Here is an 18996-nt window from a genome sequence, read left to right as displayed (position 1 = left end):
GGTAAATACTCCAATGTTGTGATATAATAATAAATTAATGTGCAGAAAATGAAGGGCCATTGCTACGATTATATGGATTTAGAAAAAAACTACCTAAATGAATGATTTTAAATATGTTTATAATATAAATATGAAAGAGGTAAATGATGATTAATGAAAAGAATATTAAAACTTTAGGAACACATAGTGGAAAATTTCATGCAGACGATGTTATGGCTACGGCTATACTTAGTTTACTACTAGGGGATATAAAGGTAACAAGAACAAGAGATGAAAATATACTTAGACACCTAGACTTTGTTTACGATATTTCTCTAGGCGAATTTGACCATCACCAATTAAATAAAGAAGTAAGAGAAAATAATATTCCTTATGCTGCTTGTGGTTTAGTTTGGAGAGAATTTGGGCCTAGGGTAATACAAAAGTTCAATTCGGAGTTTGATGAAAATGATATAATTTCGATTTTTGATAATGTTGATAAAAATTTAATACAAGGAATTGACGCTACAGATAATGGCATAGATATAAAATCAGAAATTAAAGTAACTTCTATAAGTGATATTATCCAAAGTTTTAATCCTACATGGGATTCTGCTGATTCTAAAGATGAGGCATTTGAAGAAGCTACTGGGTATGCTACTGAGATTATAAAAAGAATAATAAATAGACAGGTTTCTGTTATAAAAGCAAGGACCATAGTAAACGAGGCATTTGAAAATAGAGATATTAATGAAATAATGGTTTTAAAAAGCGGGTGCCCTTGGCTGCAACAGTTACTTAAAATAGATATAAATAATGAGGTATTATTCGTTATTTCTCCAGGTGATAACAACTCAGAGTATAAAATTCAGACTGTAAAGAAAACTTCAGATACTTTTGAAGCAAGAAAAGATATATTAGAATCCATTAGGGGAAAATCAAGTGAAGAAATAAATTCTATAATTAAAATAGATGATGCTATATTTTGTCACAAGGCAGGGTTTATAGCATCAGTTAAAAGTATGGAGAGTGCTTTGAAAATAGCAAGATTATCAATTTAAACACCAGAGAAATCTGGTGTTTTTTTCAATATTAAAATTCAATAAGGATTTTTTAAATTTATAAAGAATTGAGTCCTTATTCAATTATATAGCATACCAATATAATTATTATACTGTAATGGCCTATAATTTCATACAGATAAAGTTTAGGAGCACTTTACTACCAAGAGAATATACTGATAGGGAACAGCCTAAAAAAGGGGTATCAGTATGAATAAAAGGTACTTATCATGTATTCTCTTTATACTTATGATTATTTTAAGTGGAACTACTTTAGCGACTAAAGATAATGAATCTGCGAAGTTGACTATTGTTGACTCATCACTATATAAAAACAATGTTACAGTATACCTAAATAAAATATATACTAGCAATCAAGTTAAAGGCATTGTGATCGAGACTCAAAATAAGCAACAGGCAATTGGTACAACGACCTTAAAGCAAGGAGATAAGGGTAATAAAGTAAAGGAAATACAACAAAAGCTTAATAAATTTGGTTACAAACTTTATGTAGATGGTGACTTTGGGAGCACAACTTACAATGCGGTTATTGACTTTCAAATGAAAAATAATCTACTTAAAGATGGTATAGTGGGTAATTTAACATTAAGAAAACTTGATATGCCCATAGCACCAGGGACGATGTACAAACCTCCAGTTACACAAATATCTATACCTAAGGTTATAGTTTCAAAGGTTGAGGTAGAAAAACTTATAAACAGTAAAAACATAGCTAGTTTGACTTCTTATTTTATATGGATTGACTTGCCTCAACAAAAAGTAAATGTCTTCAATGGCTCTAATAAAAAATGGAATCTTGTTAAATCCATGGTTTGCTCTTCTGGAAAAACAAGCACCCCTACTGTTAAAGGTAATTTTACTGTTGGAAGTAAAGGTGGTTATTTTATAGCAGATGGGGGCGCTAGGTGCAAATACTATACTCAAATAAGTGGTAATTATTTATTCCATAGCGTACTATATGATAATAAAGGCAATTATATTATAGATAACACTCTTGGAGTTCCTGTATCTCACGGCTGTGTAAGATTATCTCTAGAAAATGCTAAATTTATATATGATAATATTCCAGCTGAAACTACTATTTGGAGCAACTAAAAAGTATACAAGTATAATATTCATCAAATAATAAGAAACAGGTACCTAACCAATTTCTGCTTAGGTACCTGCTCTTATCATCTATTCACGAAAGTAGAAAGACAATCATTATTCTAACACATGATTTAAATGTTGCATCATACTGTGATAGAATAGTAAGTGTAATAGATGGTAAACTAACATTGTGGAAATTAGTATGAGTAAGTAAAAAAAATTTTATTAGGAGATGATAATATTGAAGGCTAATGAATTTTTAGAATATAAAAACTGGGTTGTGGTTGGGGATGTATTAAATCGTTTAAAATATGCTTATAAAATATTGAGTTCTTTGAAAGAAGGTGGATTTAATGTAGTGGGTTTAAACCCTTCTGTTATAAATGATGAGGCTTATAAACGTTTAAGTGATGTACCGTATAAGATAGAAATTTTAAATTTATGCATTAATCCAGATAAAGGTATTAAAATACTTCAGGAAGCTCACCAGCTAAAAATAGATAAAATACTTATTCAACCAGGGGCGGAAAGCGCTGAAATACTTGACTTTTGTAGAATTAATGGAATTCAAGCAGTAGAGGGATGTACATTAGTGGAATTAAGAAAGAGATAAAATTTAATGGGTAATTGTGACTTTTGGAAAATAACAAAATAATAAGATAACACACAATATATTATCGGAATGATAATCATTATTATTTACAATTTGATTTTCTTATGCTAGAATATAAATAGGCTGTTGGCGCCAAATTAACCGCAATATGATAAAATTTATAATATTGGAGGATAACAATGGCACGATATATAGGACCAAGATTTAAGTTAGCAAGGCACTTAGGCGTAAATGTGTTTAATCACCCCAAAGCACTAGAAAGAGGTGTGGATGAACATAAAAAGCTTTCTGAATATGGACAGCAATTACTTGAAAAACAAAAACTTAAAGCATACTATGGTGTGCTTGAAAAACAATTTAAAAGATATGTATTTGAAGCCTTAAATTCAAAACAAAAGTCAGAAGAGGTTTTAATACAAAACCTTGAGAGAAGGCTTGATAATATGACCTATAGACTAGGGTTTGCTTCAACACTAAGACAAGCGAGACAATTAGTAGTCCACCGCCACATTTTAGTGAATGGAAAGAGAATTGATATTCCTTCCTATAAAGTTAACCAAGGTGATACACTAAGTCTTAGAGAGAAGTCAAGAAAGAATGAGCTATTTAGTCAGAATTTTATTTCAACAGAAAATATCTATAGCTACTTAAGCAAGGATAAGGAAAATTTCTCAGGCAGTTTAATAAAAGTGCCTATTAAAGATGAGATTCCAGTAAGCCTAAAATTTCCAAAAATTTTAGAGTTTTATGCCAAAAATTAGTCTATTCCCTGAAAAATAGAAAACAATAATTTCCAATTATTGCAATGTATCCTATAGAGTAGACAATTTTAAAAAAAGTCTGCCCTATAGGGTATTTTTATGGATAATAGAGAAAAACATGATAATCATTTTGGTTATCAGATAAATATATTTGAGATGTAGGAGGGGTAATATAATGAGGATTATATTTTGTAACATAACATGGTTGAAAAATTATATAGGAGTAAGTGATGCTGATAAACTCGGCAAAACTGATGGACGGGATAAAGGCAAAAATAATGAGGTTCATGAATCATATAACTTTCAAGATTATAACGGTAAATGTTATGGATATGTATCAAATAGAGGCGGTTCTCTGCGTTTAGAAAGATTTGAAAAAGCAACAGTAAATGATGATAGTATAGATAATGTGCTTGTAATATGGGTTGCAAAACAGGGCAAGACAGGTAAAAATGTTATTGTTGGTTGGTACAAAAAGGCCACTTTATATAAATACTCACAAGAATCTTACCCTTATGGTGGGATAGGTAGAGATTTAAATTTCAGTACAGAGGCATTGAGTAAAGATTCTTTCTTACTACCGGAATCACAAAGAAAATTTGAAATACCAAGAGCTGCAGTTGTTGGAAAAGATATGGGTATGGGGCAGTCAAACATATGGTATGCAGAATCTGGCTTTGCTAAAACAATATTTATTCCAAAAGTTTTAGAGTATATGGAATCATACAACGGAGGGTTTATAAATACAGTCTATTCAGAAGAAGTACTTCAAAAGACTTTAGACATGACATCTACAGAGTATCAAGCTCTTATAGACAAAGGTGAGGAATTAATTAATGAGGAAGACTTTTATAAGGCATTTCTCTATTACAATACTGCAAGGGAAATTAATGATTCTGCAGATGCTTTATTTGGAGTAGGTGAGTCACTAATTGGTTTGAATATGTTTAGTAGAGCTATAGTAGCTTTTGAAAATGCTATTAGTATGGAAGGGGATAAATCTGATTCATTATATTATTTACAATGTCTGTATATGAATTCTAATCAATATATAAAGGCAGTTAACATTTGTGATAAAATGCTACAGCTAGTAGATAAAAACGATGTAGAATCAATTTGTACTATTTATTATTATAAAGTTTATGCATATAATGCGTTAGAAGATGACACGCAGGCGATTAAATGTTTAGACTTTATTATAAATACTACAGCTGATGAAGAATTTAAAAATGATGCTATTGGCATGAAATCGGAATTAACTTCAAATAAATAGTACTGTTCAACAGAGCTTGTCATCAAGTGACTAAGCTCTGTAAATTCATGTCGATAAAACATTGCTAATTCGACATGGCTTCCCTCATTTTTATAATACTTTGTTGTGATTTTATTGGATTGCTTTCTAAGATTTTTAGGGATTCAAATAGTAGCTTTATAATCTTTCGTATATTTAAATAACCAAAAATTTAAAAGTGTATGTCTACAGGTTATTCTTGCTAATTATTTGCTCTCTTTCACTTCTTGCATTAATGCTTTAATATTTCCATCTAATCCTTAGATATATGCAAAAAGAACTTTAATACAATTGTGTTATTATTAACAAGATATTTTTCAAATTGTTTACCAGCAGCTATGGCATCAGATATTGATAAACTGGTAGCGAGAGGGTTTAAACATCGAGGGAAAACCTATCGACTCTATATTTAGTAGTATAAAAACACAAAATATTAGCAAACAGAAACTCCTAGATTAAAATAGACAGGCATTGAGAGAAATCTCATGTCTGTTTTGTTTTATTATCAATCTGATATACATGGTTTTTAGGAGTAGGATACGGCAGCAGTACAAAAATTGGTAACCTAGTTGAGGTTTGTCAATATGAGAAGACTATGATAGTATATAAGAATATAAGAAATTGCCTATTTTTTTTTTGTGGATTTTAAGTTCTTAATTGTTATTCTTACGCGTTCTAAACGCTCCATAGAAAGAAATGGGCTTTTGCACAAAATTGTAAAAAAATAAAAATAATTCTTATATAGTAGAATTAACAATAACGAATGGAGGAAATGAATTTATGTTAGATTTACCAAATTGTCCAAAATGTAATTCAGAATATACTTACGAAGATAGAAGTCTTTTTGTATGCCCCGAATGTGCTCATGAGTGGAGTTTAGAATTAGAAACTGAGCGTAGTGAAGATAAAAAGATTGTCAAAGATGCAAATGGAAATGTCTTAACTGATGGCGATTCTGTAACAATAATCAAAGATCTTAAAGTAAAAGGAAGTTCATCATCTATTAAAATAGGTACAAAAGTAAAAAATATACGTTTGATTGATGGAGATCATAATATTGATTGCAAAATCGAGGGTTTTGGAGCTATGGAATTAAAATCTGAGTTTGTTAAAAAAGCATAAATTCGGTTTTAATATACTTATTGATTGTTAAAAACTCATTGATTATTAAAAGTATCTGCCAATGCAGGTGCTTTTTTCATGCCCATTTTTAGGCGTCGATATTACTTGTTAAAAAATAAGTAGCATAGTAGAAACCTCAATTATTATCAACCTCAAGTAAATAAAATATGGCAAAATGAGGGTATATTTAATGTGTCCATTTATAAAAATATTATAGCCTTACTTGGGAAAGCATAGGATTACCTTCATTATCTAACAATACAGTAGTTCCTCCAGCGTAATCTACAATATTAATCAAATAGTATGTTATAGTTCCTTTATCTAAAATTATTTTGCTGTTTACCTCTAATGATTCAGCATAAGCATCCGCAGTTTTAAATATTTTATTTAGGTTTTTATTTTTATTATTAAACATTTTTTCCTCCATTATATTTCATGCCTTAATATTATATGAATTTGTCTTAAATATTATCCTTGTAATTTTAATAACTTTCTTTAATATAGCCAAAAATCTAAGTTATATACTTCATGTACGAAGAACAATTTTAAGTTACCCAATATGATGGAGTGGCTTTTAAATCTATAAAAAGCACTAGTACTAATATATTCAGTAATTAAAGCAGGATTTTACAAAGTAGTCTTGAATATATATAGTGGAATGGAGTTAATATTAATGTATTCAAAAAAACAAGAGACAAAAGAACTTTATGATAAATATATATAAAATTAATAAAAAGGGAGCGATCTTATGATAAATAACACTTTTAGTGGACTTGAAATGTTTAAAGTTGCTATACTAATGGAAGAAGAAGGTTATGACTTTTACAGCAATGGAGTTAATTATACCACAGGAAAAACCAAAGAATTTTTGTTAGCGGCTGCTGGCCAAGAATTCATTCACAAAGAGAAATTCACAAAACTTTTTAATGAATTAATAACAAATAAACAAAGTGATTCTGAATATCTTTTTGATACAGTAGTAACTAAATACTTGAGAAACTTAATAGAAAATCAAGTTTTCAATAAAAACGACAAACCAAGGGACACCTTTAAAGATTTAAAATCAGCACTTACATATTCACTTAATGCAGAAAATCTTACAATAAGCGTTTATACTCAAATGTATGAAAGAGCATCTCAAAAATATGTTTCAGAAATATTGTCTGTTATACTTGAAGAAGAAAAAGCTCATGCGGCGTATTTCTCAAAATTACTCCAAGAAATAATAGCTTAGGTATTAAGATATGTTTAGTATAATTATTAATTGAATTATTTGTAGTGAATCATAGAACAGAATTCCACAATAATATAACCTAAAGATATAAATCTAACTTATTTAAGAAAGCTCTGAAAGTAATATTACGGAGTTTTCATTTTTTTTGTAGAAATTTGAAGGGTAATGATAAATATTTGTAGAATTAGGTATAGAATATTTTATAATTAATAATGGATTAGTTTAATTAAAGTCTAGATCTAAAAGTTGGGGGATTACTTAATGAGGAATGATTTAACTGAGGGTAATATTTTAAAAAAACTTATAATTCTAGCGCTACCTATCATGGGAACATCACTGATACAAACAGCTTATAGTCTGACGGATATGATATGGGTTGGTCAATTAGGCGCTAGGGCCGTTACTGCAGTGGGTACGGCGGGCTTTTTTACTTGGTTTGCCTTTGCATTTATTACAATTCCACAAATAGGAGCAGCGGTTGGGGTATCACAATCTGTAGGAAGGAAAGATATAAAAGAGATCAAAAGCTATATACGACATTCGTTGCAAATGAATTTAGTTTTTGCAATTTTATATGGAGCTACAATGATAATCTTTAGAAAGCAGCTTATAGTTTTTTTTAATATTAAGGGTGCTGATATTGTTGGTATGGCAACCACTTATCTTGCTATAGTCTCATCGGGAATGATATTTTACTTTTTACCACCTGTACTTACAGCAATATTCAATGGACATGGAGATAGTCATACGCCGTTTAGAATAAACACAGTGGGGCTTATGGTTAATATAGTACTTGATCCTGTTTTGATATTGGGTCTTGGACCATTTCCTAGAATGGGAGTTCCTGGAGCAGCTATTGCAACAATTTTTGCGCAATTTGTTGTAACAATAATATTTATTTTTGTCATCATAAAGAAAACCGATTATTTTAATGGATTAAATTTCCTGCAAAAACCTGATTGGAGACACATAGGGAAAATTGTTAGGTTTGGAATACCCGTTGCGGTTCAAAGTGGAGTATTTACGTTTATAGCAATGATAATAGCAAGGATAATTGTCAGATGGGGATCAACTCCCATTGCTGTACAAAGCGTTGGGGCACAAATCGAATCAATATCCTGGATGACTGCTGGCGGTTTCCAAACTGCATTAAGTGCCTTTATAGGGCAAAATTTTGGAGCGAAAAAGTGGGATAGAATATATAAAGGCTATTTTACAGCTCTAGGTATTATTGCAATCATTGGTACTATGACATCCTGTCTTCTAATATTTTTGCCTGGGCCTATTTTTTCTATTTTCATTTCAGAAAAAGCGGTAATAAAGGATGGCATAATATATTTGAGAATACTTGGATTTTCTCAACTTTTTATGTGTTTAGAAATAACAACTGCAGGAGCCTTTAATGGTCTTGGAAGGACAGTTCCTCCATCAATAGTAGGCATCGTGCTAAACGCTATGAGAATTCCAGGCGCTCTCTTGTTATCAACGTTTCTTGGACTTAGTGGGGTATGGTGGAGCATTAGCCTTAGCAGTATCCTAAAAGGATTAATACTTACAAGTTGGTTTATTATATTTCTTGTAAGACATCCTGAAATAAAAGGAAGGAAGATTATTGATTACGGGAAATGAAAATTAGTGAATTCTATTTTTAATATGGCTATTAAGGAAAAAAAAGGTGTAAAAAAATTACTTCCAATTAGCCAAAATGTGTGGTAAACTTAGTTTTATCAAGGAGTTATCGACGACAATATGTCGAATTATAGTTTATCTGAAGTGATTTGTGCTGAGTCGTTTCTATAAAAACTAAGGGGGAACAAAATATGAAAAAACTAATGAATATGTGGAATCAAATGAGCTTAGTAGTACGAATAATTATAGGGTTACTTATTGGTATTACTTTGGCTTTAACGATTCCAGAACAAGCAAAATTTATAGTTATTTTTGGTTCTTTATTTGTAGGTGCTCTGAAAGCGATTGCACCTATATTGGTATTGTTTTTGGTAATGGGAGCTATTTCTCAACATAAGGCTGGTCATAAGACTAATATGAAAAATATTGTAGCTCTTTATGCTTTAGGAACACTTTTCTCTGGCTTTGTTGGAGTAATTGCCAGCTTTGCGTTCCCATTAACCTTAACGCTTGTTTCAGGCGCTCAAAATGTTACACCGCCTAGTGGTGTAGTAGAGGTTCTTAGATCATTATTATTAAACCTTGTAGATAATCCAGTAAAAGCACTGTTCAATGCTAATTATATTGGTATATTATCATGGGCATGTGTTCTTGGATTTGCATTGAAAAATGCAGCAACTTCAACAAAATCAATGATTCTTAATTTTTCAGATGCATTATCTCAAGTGGTTGTATGGGTTATAGGCTTTGCACCACTCGGAATCATGGGACTAGTATTTGATGCTATCGCTACAAATGGTCTCGGAGCATTAGCGAGTTATGGAAAATTACTTATACTTCTTGTAAGTTGTATGGTGTTTGTAGTTCTTATTATGAACCCAATTATCGTATACATTTGTATTCGTCAAAACCCATATCCACTTGTGTTTAGATGCTTAAAGGATAGTGGTATTACAGCATTCTTTACACGTAGCTCAGCTGCAAACATTCCTGTAAACATGAAATTGTGTGAAAGTCTTGGGTTAGACAAAGATACTTATTCTGTATCTATTCCATTAGGTTCTACTGTTAACATGGCTGGTGCAGCTGTTACAATTTCTGTTTTAACACTTGCAGCAGTTCACACACTTGGTATTAATGTAGATTTTCCTACAGCATTAATTCTTAGTGTACTATCTGCAGTATGTGCTGCTGGTGCTTCAGGAGTTTCTGGTGGTTCATTATTACTTATTCCTCTAGCATGTAGCTTATTCGGAATTCCAAATGACATTGCTATGCAGGTAGTAGGTGTAGGCTTTATAGTAGCAGTTGTTCAAGATTCTTGTGAAACTGCAGTTAACTCATCTACAGATGCACTTTTCACTGCAGCAGCAGAATTTGCTAAGTGGCGTAAAGAGGGAAAAGAAATTATTATCAATAAAAAAGTGGCGTAAAGAAAAAAAGAAATAGTTATCAATAAATAGAAACTAAATCACAGTGTTTTTTACACCTATTAAGCCCCCTATCGCGGTATAGTATCTGCGATAGGGGGCTTACTTGTTTGAATAAGCAATTAGCGGCAATATTATTCTTTGCCTATGAAATAACATTATTGTGTACGGTACGTGCACTTGAACATTTTATTAGATATCTAGATATTCAACTTCATTTCCACTCCATTTTATAAATTTCATTAAATCATTAATTGATAAGTTTACTGTAGCAGTATTAACATTTGGATGTGAATTAATATATTCATCTTCCAAAATACTTCGATCAACAATTAATTTCACACAATTTGTTTCATCATTAATTAGACCAAATATACTAACTCCTCCTGGTGTTAATCCCAGATATTTCATTAAGCGTTCCTTAGAAGCAAAACTCATATTTTTTTCGCCTATTCTTTTTTCGAATTCTTTGATATTCAAGGTTTTGCTATCCTTTGTCACAACAAGATAATGATTGCTTCCTTTGGAATTTCTAAGAAATAAATTCTTAGTATGTACTCCTCTCATATCTCCAGTAAACTCTTCTGCCTCTTCACATGTGAATACAGCTGGATGTTCTCTTTTTTCAAAATCAATATTTAATTCTTTAAGAACTTCATATACCTTATTTTCGTTATCTGACATTTTAGCATCTCCTAATATTTTATTATTTGCAATAAAAGTATTTGTTAAAAAAACTAATACTAATAGGTTTTATAATAGCCACCATTAATGGAGTAACCTTATTGGGTGTCATTAAATGCATTATATCATAAACTGCCTACTTTGTAGCAGTGGTCATTAATAAACGTATATTGTCTATTCAATTTTTATGATACGTCCTAACCATAAGTTTATCTAACATATATTTAACAGTGCTATTATTTTAAGGTAATGTAAAAACTTAATTACTTCTTTTTTTTTACAGAATTTGTGCGGAAAGCCCACTCTCTTTAGGTGTGGGATGGATAGCACTACTAAAATATACCATTAGACATGGTTATTTTAGTACGATATAATATACTTAGGTTTTGAAATGAGCCATATACTATCGTTAATGTGTCAATTGTGATGCTTGATAGTGAAATCCTTGGGGAAAATAATCAGTGATATTAACTTTCGAGTTAATATAGAAGTTATTTAGTACGCAAGAACCCCATTCCTTTAAGTGTGGGAGTTTCAGTTAAGAATAATTATTAGTTGAAATTTGACTAAAAATGTTACTGTGTTGATGTAAATTGAGTAGAGCTGTTTAAGAGTTCAATCGAAATGATCCTCTCGCTCATTGAATAGAGGTGCAAGTGGATTGAAATTTACAAATTAAAAGGAGAATCTGTAATGATTCTCCTTTTAATTTGCTTATAGAAGATGACTTCAGTTAATTTCAACTTAGAATTAGAAAATAACCCATTAAAAATATCTATATGGATAATACCTATGTTGGTTCATTTCCATAAACTGTGTGGTTGAAACGTAATTTTCTAATCTAGTATTTAAAACCTTCCAATTTATATTTTCAATAAAAGTAGAAATATATTTTCTTTTATCTGTTCCAAAGTCCATGAAATATGCATGCTCATAAACGTCCATGATTAGTATTGGATAAGAAAGCCATACGGCTCCAGTATCGTGTGAATCGCTTCCTATTATGTGTAGTCTTTTATCAAGCAGATCAAAGGAAAGAATTACCCAACCCCTCATGGATAAACCTACATTTGTAAGGTAAGAGATAAAAGCATCATATGAAGAAAATTGATTTGTTATAGCATTAAATAGGGGGCCATAAGGAACGTTATTGCCTCCGACTATATTTTCGAAATAAAGATTGTGAAGTTTTACACCGTTTAATGAATATGTTTCGCCTAGTTTTAAACTGCGCATTTTGGAATAAGTGGCATTGCTATCAGTATAATTATCAGGTACATAAGGAGTGTTCCAAATTTCATTTAATTTGTTTACGTACCCTGAATACAATTTGTAATGTTCATCCAGCTGTTTCATAGAGATGCCTTTAACTGATTTAAAATCAAAAATTTCCGGCTTTAAATTGTACATTAAATCCCCTCTAAAAAATATTATATTATATTATATGTAACAACATGCTATTTAGGTCAATAAAATATATAAATCATTAACAATATTGGCATTGACGTTGGCCTTTAAGTCTGTGCACCACAAGCTATTAAAAAATAAATCAGCATGAAGACAAGTGTCTTTATACTGATTTATTTTATTCAACCTATTTAAAAATTATTAAATAGTATATTGTTTTCCAAGTGTATATGCTGGAATAGATCTACCTCAAGTTCTAGCAATTTCTTATAGGTTAGTACAAAGGTTCCACATCCATCTTTAGGTGTATTATAATGATCAGTAATTTCTCTCAGCTCTTTTATAATATCGCCTGCTCCTGTATGCTCTTGTTCTAATTCATCTATAAGTTTTAATGCAGCACTTCTGACATTTTCATCTTTCCCATTTTCATACTGCACTATAAGTGGAAATAAAAATTCTTCCTCTTTCACTAGATGTTCCTCTAATTCTGTTCTCAAATTATTAAATAGTCTGTGTACCACAAATAATTCTTCATGGTTTTTACCATGTACACCTAATATTTTCAAAAGTAACTTTGATATTTTCGGCATCTCTACATTTAAATAAGCATGGTGATTATTTACCACGTATTCTATTAATTTACTGGGACTTTCCTTTGCCCAATCCGTAAATTTTTCATTGTTTTCTTCAAAACCTTGGTATTTAGTATTTAGCTCCTCTATTATCATTTTTCCATCAAGACATTGTGTGCTTATTGCTAGGCTTAATGGCCTATCTCCTCCACAACAAAAGTCTATATTGTATTTATAAAATATCTCACTTGCACCTGGAAATGCTGCAACAATTTGTCCTATGGCATCTTCTGTTTTAAATTTATTATTCATAAATGTCCTCCTTATTTTCCTCTGGGGAATTTGTCTAGTTATATATCAATTAATCATTGTTAGCTTACACAAGTTTCTTTACTATAGGGTTATTATATCTTTTATATTTTTATAAACATGTGATTTAAATCAATATTTAAATACTTTATTATTAAATACTAAAAATCATTATTAGATACTAAAAGTTATTATTGCATTTAAGAGTATTCCGTTGTAAAATAAAACAATAATGTTATATGATGATAATATTTAATGGTATAAAACTAATTTACTTAGTAAATTTCGCAATAGAAAAATTGAATTCACGAAAGGAGTAATAACTATGTTAAAAGAGGGAGATAAAGCACCTGGTTTTACATTAAACAATGAGGAAAATCAAGATATAAGGCTAAGTGATTTTAAAGGTAAAAAGGTGGTTATTTATTTTTATCCAAAGGATGATACTCCGGGTTGTACTAAGGAAGCCTGTAGTTTTAGAGATGTATATGATGACATACTAGATGTTGGAGCTGTTGTCATTGGGATTAGTGCAGATAATTCTAGTTCGCATCAGAAATTCAAGAATAAACATACATTACCTTTTTACTTGTTAACGGATGCTGACCATAGTGTTATAGAATCTTATGGAGCATGGCAAGAGAAAAAGATGTTTGGTAAAACATATATGGGTATTGCACGTTCTACATTTATTATTGATGAAAATGGAACTATAATTAAGGTCTATCAGAAAGTTAAGCCAGATGATCATGGTGAAGAGGTGCTAAAAGTATTAAAAAATGAATGAAAAAGTACGACCAAGAATAAATGACTGTTACTGAAATTATTTCAGTAACAGTCATTTATTTATCCAGCTTGCAATTATGATCCATAGGGGTTTTTAGAGATTATAGGTTTTAGTTGATTTATTTACCAACCAAATTCCTGAGCATACTAATATAAGTGCAACCATATTTTTAACTTCCAAAATGTTTTCTCCTAAAAATATAGATGAAAGCATTACTCCAAAGATAGGAATTAAAAAGTTATAAATAGATACAACTCCTACCTTATTATATTTTAAAAGCAAGGACCATAACGAAAAGGCTGTTGCCGACAAAATTGCCATATAAATCAGTAACACTGATGAACCAATCGTAAAGTGACTCACTCTACCACCAGAAGCTAGTCCTATTAATACTAACATAATTCCACCCATAAAAAGATTATATCCGGTTACTAGCATTACATCTATATTTTGGGTAAGCTGCTTCCCATAAATAGCAGAAGCTGAAAAGATAAAAGCAGCAATTATTATAAAGCCTTCACCAATAATATTAAAAGAAAAACTGAATAGGTCCATGCTAAAATTTGCCACCATGACACCAAGGAAACCAATAATGCAACCCATTATTTTTTTTATGCTTAATTTATCATTTTTATATAAGTAATGAGCTAAAATAACACTGAAAAACGTGCCCATGGAGTTCATAATTGCACCTTTTACCCCAGTAGTATTTGAGAGCCCTATATAAAAAAATATATATTGCAGCAGTGTTTGAGTAATACCCAAAATAAATATTTTGAAAATATTATCCTTTGTAATGGCAAATATTTTTCTGCCAGAGACTTGAGCAACAATAAGTAGAATAATGCCTGCAAGAATAAATCTATACCCAGCAAATACAAGTTTTGAAGAAACATCTGCTGGTGCAATATGAAACAGTAGATATCCGTTCTTTACCGCAGGGTATGCACTTCCCCATAAAAAGCAACATAGAGCTGCGATTAACGCCACTATTTTTTTATTAGTAAAAGTTTTTTCATTATCAGTAATCAATTAAATCCTCTCCTTCTAGGTACTTATCCATTATATACATGGTGGCACCCACGTGGCAAGTGGCAGATGTTGCTGAAGAATTTAATTAGCGACTTTAGTCAAATTTAAGGTTTAGGTGTCGAAATTTAGTGAATTAATGGTTTGTTTATAAAATGATATGATATTGTATGATAGGATAATCCTTAGAAGTTGGTATAATAGTTTTAATGCAAAAACTAAAACTAATTATTTATGAAAACTTCAATAAAGTGCTATTGGAGGCTCACAGATGTTCACAGTTTAAAAATAGCCTGGGGCTATAAGAAACTTATTTTGTGGTAGAAAATCTCGTGAAAAAGCCAAAGAACTTCTTGAACTCGTGGGACTTAAAACGATCAATAAAAACAAAGTTTATAATTTGTCTGGAGGAGAACAGCAAAGAGTTGCAATTGATAGAGCACTGGAATTTAGACTCTCATGCTTCAGAAGCTATATATAATATATTTAGAGATATAAATAAAACTTTTGGTACTACTTTTATAATAATAACTCATGATGAAAGAATAGCAATAAAAACAGATAGAGTAATTGAAATAAAAGGTGGTATTATTACCTCCTAAAGGATATCTTTCTTCTTATCGTATGATAAGAAGTTTTTTTATACCTGTAACATATTATCTGAATCCATCGTAAGCTATTATACAATGCTTATATTGAAAAGGAGCTGCTATGTATAATTGTTATTTTAGAGATAATATGATATATCCCGGAATTGTCTCCTATGCAAGGGGAGATGTAAACGGGGATAGAATACCTGATAATGTGTATTTAACAGGTAGAAAGACACCAGACAGTCCATTTACTCAAAATATTACCCTTGTAATACAAGACGGAATGACAGGTGGGTTTACTAGTGTACCACTCAGTGAAAATGCAGGATATAATCCAACATTATTTTTAGGCGATTTTACTGGAGATGGTGTGAATGACATTTTAATAGGTATTGCGACTGGAGGTAGTGGTGGAATAATGTACTATTATATTTATTCGTTCCTTAAGAATACAGTACAATTGCTGTTTGACTTTAATTTGTATAATGAGCAATACAACTACGAGGTTACTTATAAAGACAACTATAAGGTTTACGTTATCAGCAAGGAGAATAACAAAAAATACATTATTGATATATCTTATAAGGAAGCAGATTATTTAAATGAAATATACGACAAGAACGGAAAGTTAAAGAATCCGATAACCGGATTTGTAAATCCGATAAGTGGCTTATATCCTGTGGATTTTGATTCAAATGGAGTTTATGAGTTATTGGCATATCAAAAAATAGCTGGGAGATACAATGCAGACTCTATAGGCTATGTTTTAAACACTCTAAAATGGAAGGATAATATGTTTGTTTTAGAAAATCAGAATGTAGCTATTTTTGGAACGGATGCATAGGTGTGTCTAAATTTACAGAATAAAGAAAATAAATATATTTATCAAAACTAATATACTAATTCAAAATAGGGAATTCTGATTTAGAATTCCCTGTATTTTTATGCTTGCCTGCCAGCTTTAAAGGCCGAAAAATTTACTTCAACAGTTTTTGATGGAACTTTATTTTCTATAACTTTTAGCCATGTTTCTTCTTTGAAAGGCAAATATTTAGACAGCTTGCCTAAAAGAACAATATTCCCTGTTTTAATATTTCCAAGGTCTCTAGCTATTTCTTTCGCATTTAAAGAAATAACCTCATATCCACTTTCTACTAACTTCTCTCTTATATTTTCTGGATATTCATCTTTTTCAATAAGTACTCTATTGGGGAAAATGATTTCCTCATTGAATATAATTTTTGCACCTTTTTTTAAAGCTGTAGACAATCTTAAACCTTCTAGCTCTTCCATTGCAAGGAGCAGATCGCCTTCTCCGTCAGGAATTAAAGCGGAATGTACTTTTTCCCCAAACCTTATACTTCCCCAAACTTTTCCGCCTCTTTGTGATAGTCCAATTACATCATTGCTTTTTACATCATAACCTTCTAAGAAAGCAACTTCTACTACTATTTCTGTGGTAAGTACTAACCCTTGTCCACCAACACCAGCCAAATAAATATTTGTAACTCCCATCTTATTTCACTCCTTCTTGTTGTGTTTCAGTATGGCTTTCACTACTGCATTTTATTGCACCCACAGGGCAAACTTGAGAGCATACGGAACAACCAACACACATGTCTGGATTTATATAAGAATTTTTCTTTTCCTTCCCAGGATACATTTTCATAGAAATCGGTGGGCAGTTAGTTCGTATACAACTTCTACAGCTTATACATACATCTTCATCTACGTAAAAATGAGGACTTTTAATCTTAAAATTCAATGCACAGGGACGAGTTGTTACAACCACGGAAAGACCTGGTCTTTTCATTGCATTATTAATAATTTCTTTTGTTTCCTTATATTTGAATTGATCTGCCACCGTTATATCCAATATTCCAAAAGATTTTAAAATATCAGGTATACTCACATGATATCCAAGCTCCTCTTTAAAATAATCTCCTGTAGTTGGAGTGTTTTGACCACCAGTCATTGCAGTAGTCCTGTTATCCATTATAATAACTGTTATATTTTCTGTGGTTTTTGCAAGTTGTATAAATCCAGTCATTCCAGAATGAAAAAATGTCCCATCTCCAATAGTAGCCACTATTGGTTTTTGTTTATTTATCTTTGAATGGACAGTAGCAACCCCAAGAGCCATCCCAAGAGAGGCTCCCATACTTATATTAGTTTTATGTACTTCGAAGGGCTCCTGTATTCCTAGAGAGTAACAACCTATATCACCTATAACCGTTGCATTGTTAGCTTTTAAAATATGGAAAATAGGTCTGTGTGGGCAACCTGCGCATAGCATAGGAGTTCTTGTAATGATTTCTTCGTTTTGTGGTACTTCAAGTTCTGCAGGTTTTATCAAAACCCCTGCTTTTTCTAACCCTATTTTTATATCTTCAATAGTGAGCTCTCCTGTAAAGGAAAAGTAGTCTTTGCCTTTTGCTGTAATTCCATTGATTTTAAGTTGTTCTTCCATAAATGGCAACATTTCTTCGAGAACGATTACAGTTTTATATTCTTCACTCAATTTTTTAATTTTTTCTAAAGGAAGGGGCCAAATCATACCTAATTTTAGTATACTTATGTTCTCTAATTCTAATTCCTTTAGAGATTCGTATATAAGTCCAGAAGTAATGATTAAAAATTCCTTACCATTTCCTTCCTCAAAATAATTATGTTCATAATCTTCATTGAATTTTTGAAGCTCTTCCATTCTTTCTTTCATGAAATACTGCTGAGCATTAGAATAGGGTGGAAGCATGCTGTATCTTCCCTGTTCTGGTACAAACCCGCCTGGAACAAATTCTTCTCGTCCACCTAATTCTACCGCTGATCTACAATGACATAACCTACTCATCATTCTTATTAGTACTGGTGTATGGAATCTTTCACTAAGTTTTAAGCCTTCCATTACAAAATCTTTTGCTTCCTGAGGATTTCCAGGATCTAAAATGGGTATATTAGCAAATTTACCCCAAAATCTGCTATCCTGTTCATTTTGTGAGCTTGAAAGTCCTGGGTCATCACCTACTACCAATAATAGTCCGCCCTTTGTTTTTGTTTGTGTAAAAGTCATAAAGGGGTCACTTGCAATGTTTACTCCTACGTGTTTCATAGAAACCATTGATCTTGCACCGGAAATACTTCCTCCCATAGCGATTTCCATTGCTACCTTTTCATTAGTTCCCCAGTCACTATAAATCTCTGCATATTGTTTTAAAGAATCTAAAATTTGTACTGTAGGCGATCCCGGATAACTGGAAGCGATCATTCCACCACCTTCCCAAAAACCTCTACTTATTGCTTCATTGCCTGTTAGAATTTTTTTATTACTCAAAATAACACCCCATCCATATTATTTTTATTTGTTACAAATACCAAAAAAAAT

20 protein-coding genes are annotated in these 18996 nt (G+C 31.3%); 13 read left to right on the top strand and 7 right to left on the bottom strand.

Annotated elements, in window-relative coordinates:
• Nucleotides 1-146 precede the first annotated feature (146 nt).
• The 6 genes from G9F72_RS16100 (at nt 147) to G9F72_RS16075 (ending at nt 5937) form a co-directional block, all read left to right on the top strand.
• The gene (locus G9F72_RS16100) at nt 147-1040 is read left to right on the top strand and encodes an MYG1 family protein (RefSeq protein ID WP_164955661.1); all 894 of its coding nucleotides are present in this window, start codon (nt 147-149) and stop codon (nt 1038-1040) included.
• 210 nt (nt 1041-1250) lie between these two features.
• Nucleotides 1251-2156: a L,D-transpeptidase family protein gene (locus G9F72_RS16095; protein WP_164955660.1), complete on the top strand. Its 906-nt coding sequence runs from the start codon at nt 1251-1253 to the stop codon at nt 2154-2156.
• A gap of 235 nt (nt 2157-2391) precedes the next feature.
• Entirely contained in the window at nt 2392-2763 is a 372-nt protein-coding gene (locus G9F72_RS16090) for a CoA-binding protein (RefSeq protein WP_164955659.1), read from the top strand.
• A 179-nt stretch (nt 2764-2942) separates the two neighbouring features.
• Nucleotides 2943-3524 (top strand): 30S ribosomal protein S4, encoded by a 582-nt coding sequence (rpsD, locus tag G9F72_RS16085; RefSeq protein ID WP_164955658.1) that lies wholly within the window; start codon nt 2943-2945, stop codon nt 3522-3524.
• Between the two features lie 175 nt (nt 3525-3699).
• The gene (locus G9F72_RS16080) at nt 3700-4797 is read left to right on the top strand and encodes a tetratricopeptide repeat protein (RefSeq protein ID WP_224676148.1); all 1098 of its coding nucleotides are present in this window, start codon (nt 3700-3702) and stop codon (nt 4795-4797) included.
• Between the two features lie 798 nt (nt 4798-5595).
• A complete protein-coding gene (locus G9F72_RS16075; RefSeq protein ID WP_164955656.1) occupies nt 5596-5937 on the top strand; it encodes a zinc ribbon domain-containing protein YjdM in 342 nt (113 codons plus the stop codon).
• 211 nt (nt 5938-6148) lie between these two features.
• Here the strand turns inward: G9F72_RS16075 and G9F72_RS16070 are convergent, their stop codons facing one another.
• Nucleotides 6149-6352 carry a DUF6440 family protein gene (locus tag G9F72_RS16070; RefSeq protein WP_164955197.1) on the bottom strand — a complete coding sequence of 68 codons (204 nt, stop codon included), beginning with the start codon at nt 6350-6352 and terminating at the stop codon, nt 6149-6151.
• Nucleotides 6353-6685: 333 nt separating this feature from the next.
• Between G9F72_RS16070 and G9F72_RS16065 the strand changes: the two genes are divergently transcribed.
• The 3 genes from G9F72_RS16065 (at nt 6686) to sstT (ending at nt 10233) form a co-directional block, all read left to right on the top strand.
• Nucleotides 6686-7171 carry a ferritin family protein gene (locus tag G9F72_RS16065; RefSeq protein ID WP_224676147.1) on the top strand — a complete coding sequence of 162 codons (486 nt, stop codon included), beginning with the start codon at nt 6686-6688 and terminating at the stop codon, nt 7169-7171.
• A 261-nt stretch (nt 7172-7432) separates the two neighbouring features.
• Nucleotides 7433-8800, top strand: coding sequence for an MATE family efflux transporter (locus G9F72_RS16060; RefSeq protein ID WP_164955655.1), 1368 nt, complete (start codon nt 7433-7435; stop codon nt 8798-8800).
• 191 nt (nt 8801-8991) lie between these two features.
• The gene (sstT, locus tag G9F72_RS16055; protein WP_164955654.1) at nt 8992-10233 is read left to right on the top strand and encodes a serine/threonine transporter SstT; all 1242 of its coding nucleotides are present in this window, start codon (nt 8992-8994) and stop codon (nt 10231-10233) included.
• A gap of 189 nt (nt 10234-10422) precedes the next feature.
• Here sstT and G9F72_RS16050 read toward each other — a convergent pair whose 3' ends face one another.
• The 3 genes from G9F72_RS16050 to ric form a co-directional block, all read right to left on the bottom strand.
• Nucleotides 10423-10914, bottom strand: coding sequence for a prolyl-tRNA synthetase associated domain-containing protein (locus G9F72_RS16050; protein WP_164955653.1), 492 nt, complete (start codon nt 10912-10914; stop codon nt 10423-10425).
• Nucleotides 10915-11679: 765 nt separating this feature from the next.
• The gene (locus G9F72_RS16045; RefSeq protein WP_164955652.1) at nt 11680-12324 is read right to left on the bottom strand and encodes a superoxide dismutase; all 645 of its coding nucleotides are present in this window, start codon (nt 12322-12324) and stop codon (nt 11680-11682) included.
• Between the two features lie 188 nt (nt 12325-12512).
• Entirely contained in the window at nt 12513-13208 is a 696-nt protein-coding gene (gene ric, locus G9F72_RS16040) for an iron-sulfur cluster repair di-iron protein (protein WP_164955651.1), read from the bottom strand.
• A gap of 322 nt (nt 13209-13530) precedes the next feature.
• On the opposite strand from ric, the gene bcp reads away from it, so the two are divergent.
• Complete coding sequence (gene bcp, locus G9F72_RS16035) at nt 13531-13992, top strand: thioredoxin-dependent thiol peroxidase (RefSeq protein ID WP_164955650.1); 462 nt, start codon at nt 13531-13533, stop codon at nt 13990-13992.
• A 93-nt stretch (nt 13993-14085) separates the two neighbouring features.
• On the opposite strand, the gene G9F72_RS16030 is transcribed toward bcp, so the two are convergent.
• Complete coding sequence (locus tag G9F72_RS16030) at nt 14086-15021, bottom strand: DMT family transporter (protein ID WP_164956057.1); 936 nt, start codon at nt 15019-15021, stop codon at nt 14086-14088.
• Nucleotides 15022-15382: 361 nt separating this feature from the next.
• On the opposite strand from G9F72_RS16030, the gene G9F72_RS27445 reads away from it, so the two are divergent.
• The 3 genes from G9F72_RS27445 to G9F72_RS16015 all read left to right on the top strand — a co-directional run bounded on the left by G9F72_RS27445 (nt 15383) and on the right by G9F72_RS16015 (nt 16458).
• Entirely contained in the window at nt 15383-15502 is a 120-nt protein-coding gene (locus tag G9F72_RS27445; protein ID WP_318010954.1) for a hypothetical protein, read from the top strand.
• Nucleotides 15447-15623: a hypothetical protein gene (locus G9F72_RS16020; protein ID WP_224676145.1), complete on the top strand. Its 177-nt coding sequence runs from the start codon at nt 15447-15449 to the stop codon at nt 15621-15623. The genes G9F72_RS27445 and G9F72_RS16020 overlap by 56 nt, the downstream gene beginning before the upstream one ends.
• A 109-nt stretch (nt 15624-15732) precedes the next feature.
• Entirely contained in the window at nt 15733-16458 is a 726-nt protein-coding gene (locus G9F72_RS16015) for a VCBS repeat-containing protein (RefSeq protein WP_164955649.1), read from the top strand.
• A gap of 98 nt (nt 16459-16556) precedes the next feature.
• Here the strand turns inward: G9F72_RS16015 and G9F72_RS16010 are convergent, their stop codons facing one another.
• A complete protein-coding gene (locus G9F72_RS16010) occupies nt 16557-17129 on the bottom strand; it encodes an indolepyruvate oxidoreductase subunit beta (protein WP_164955648.1) in 573 nt (190 codons plus the stop codon).
• A gap of 1 nt (nt 17130) precedes the next feature.
• Nucleotides 17131-18945 carry an indolepyruvate ferredoxin oxidoreductase subunit alpha gene (locus tag G9F72_RS16005; protein WP_164955647.1) on the bottom strand — a complete coding sequence of 605 codons (1815 nt, stop codon included), beginning with the start codon at nt 18943-18945 and terminating at the stop codon, nt 17131-17133.
• Nucleotides 18946-18996 lie beyond the last annotated feature (51 nt).

Origin of the sequence: Clostridium estertheticum (assembly GCF_011065935.2) — a bacterium.
Classification (GTDB): domain Bacteria; phylum Bacillota; class Clostridia; order Clostridiales; family Clostridiaceae; genus Clostridium_AD; species Clostridium_AD estertheticum_A.
Note: the sequence above shows the minus strand (reverse complement) of the source record. Positions and strands in the feature narration are given on the sequence as shown.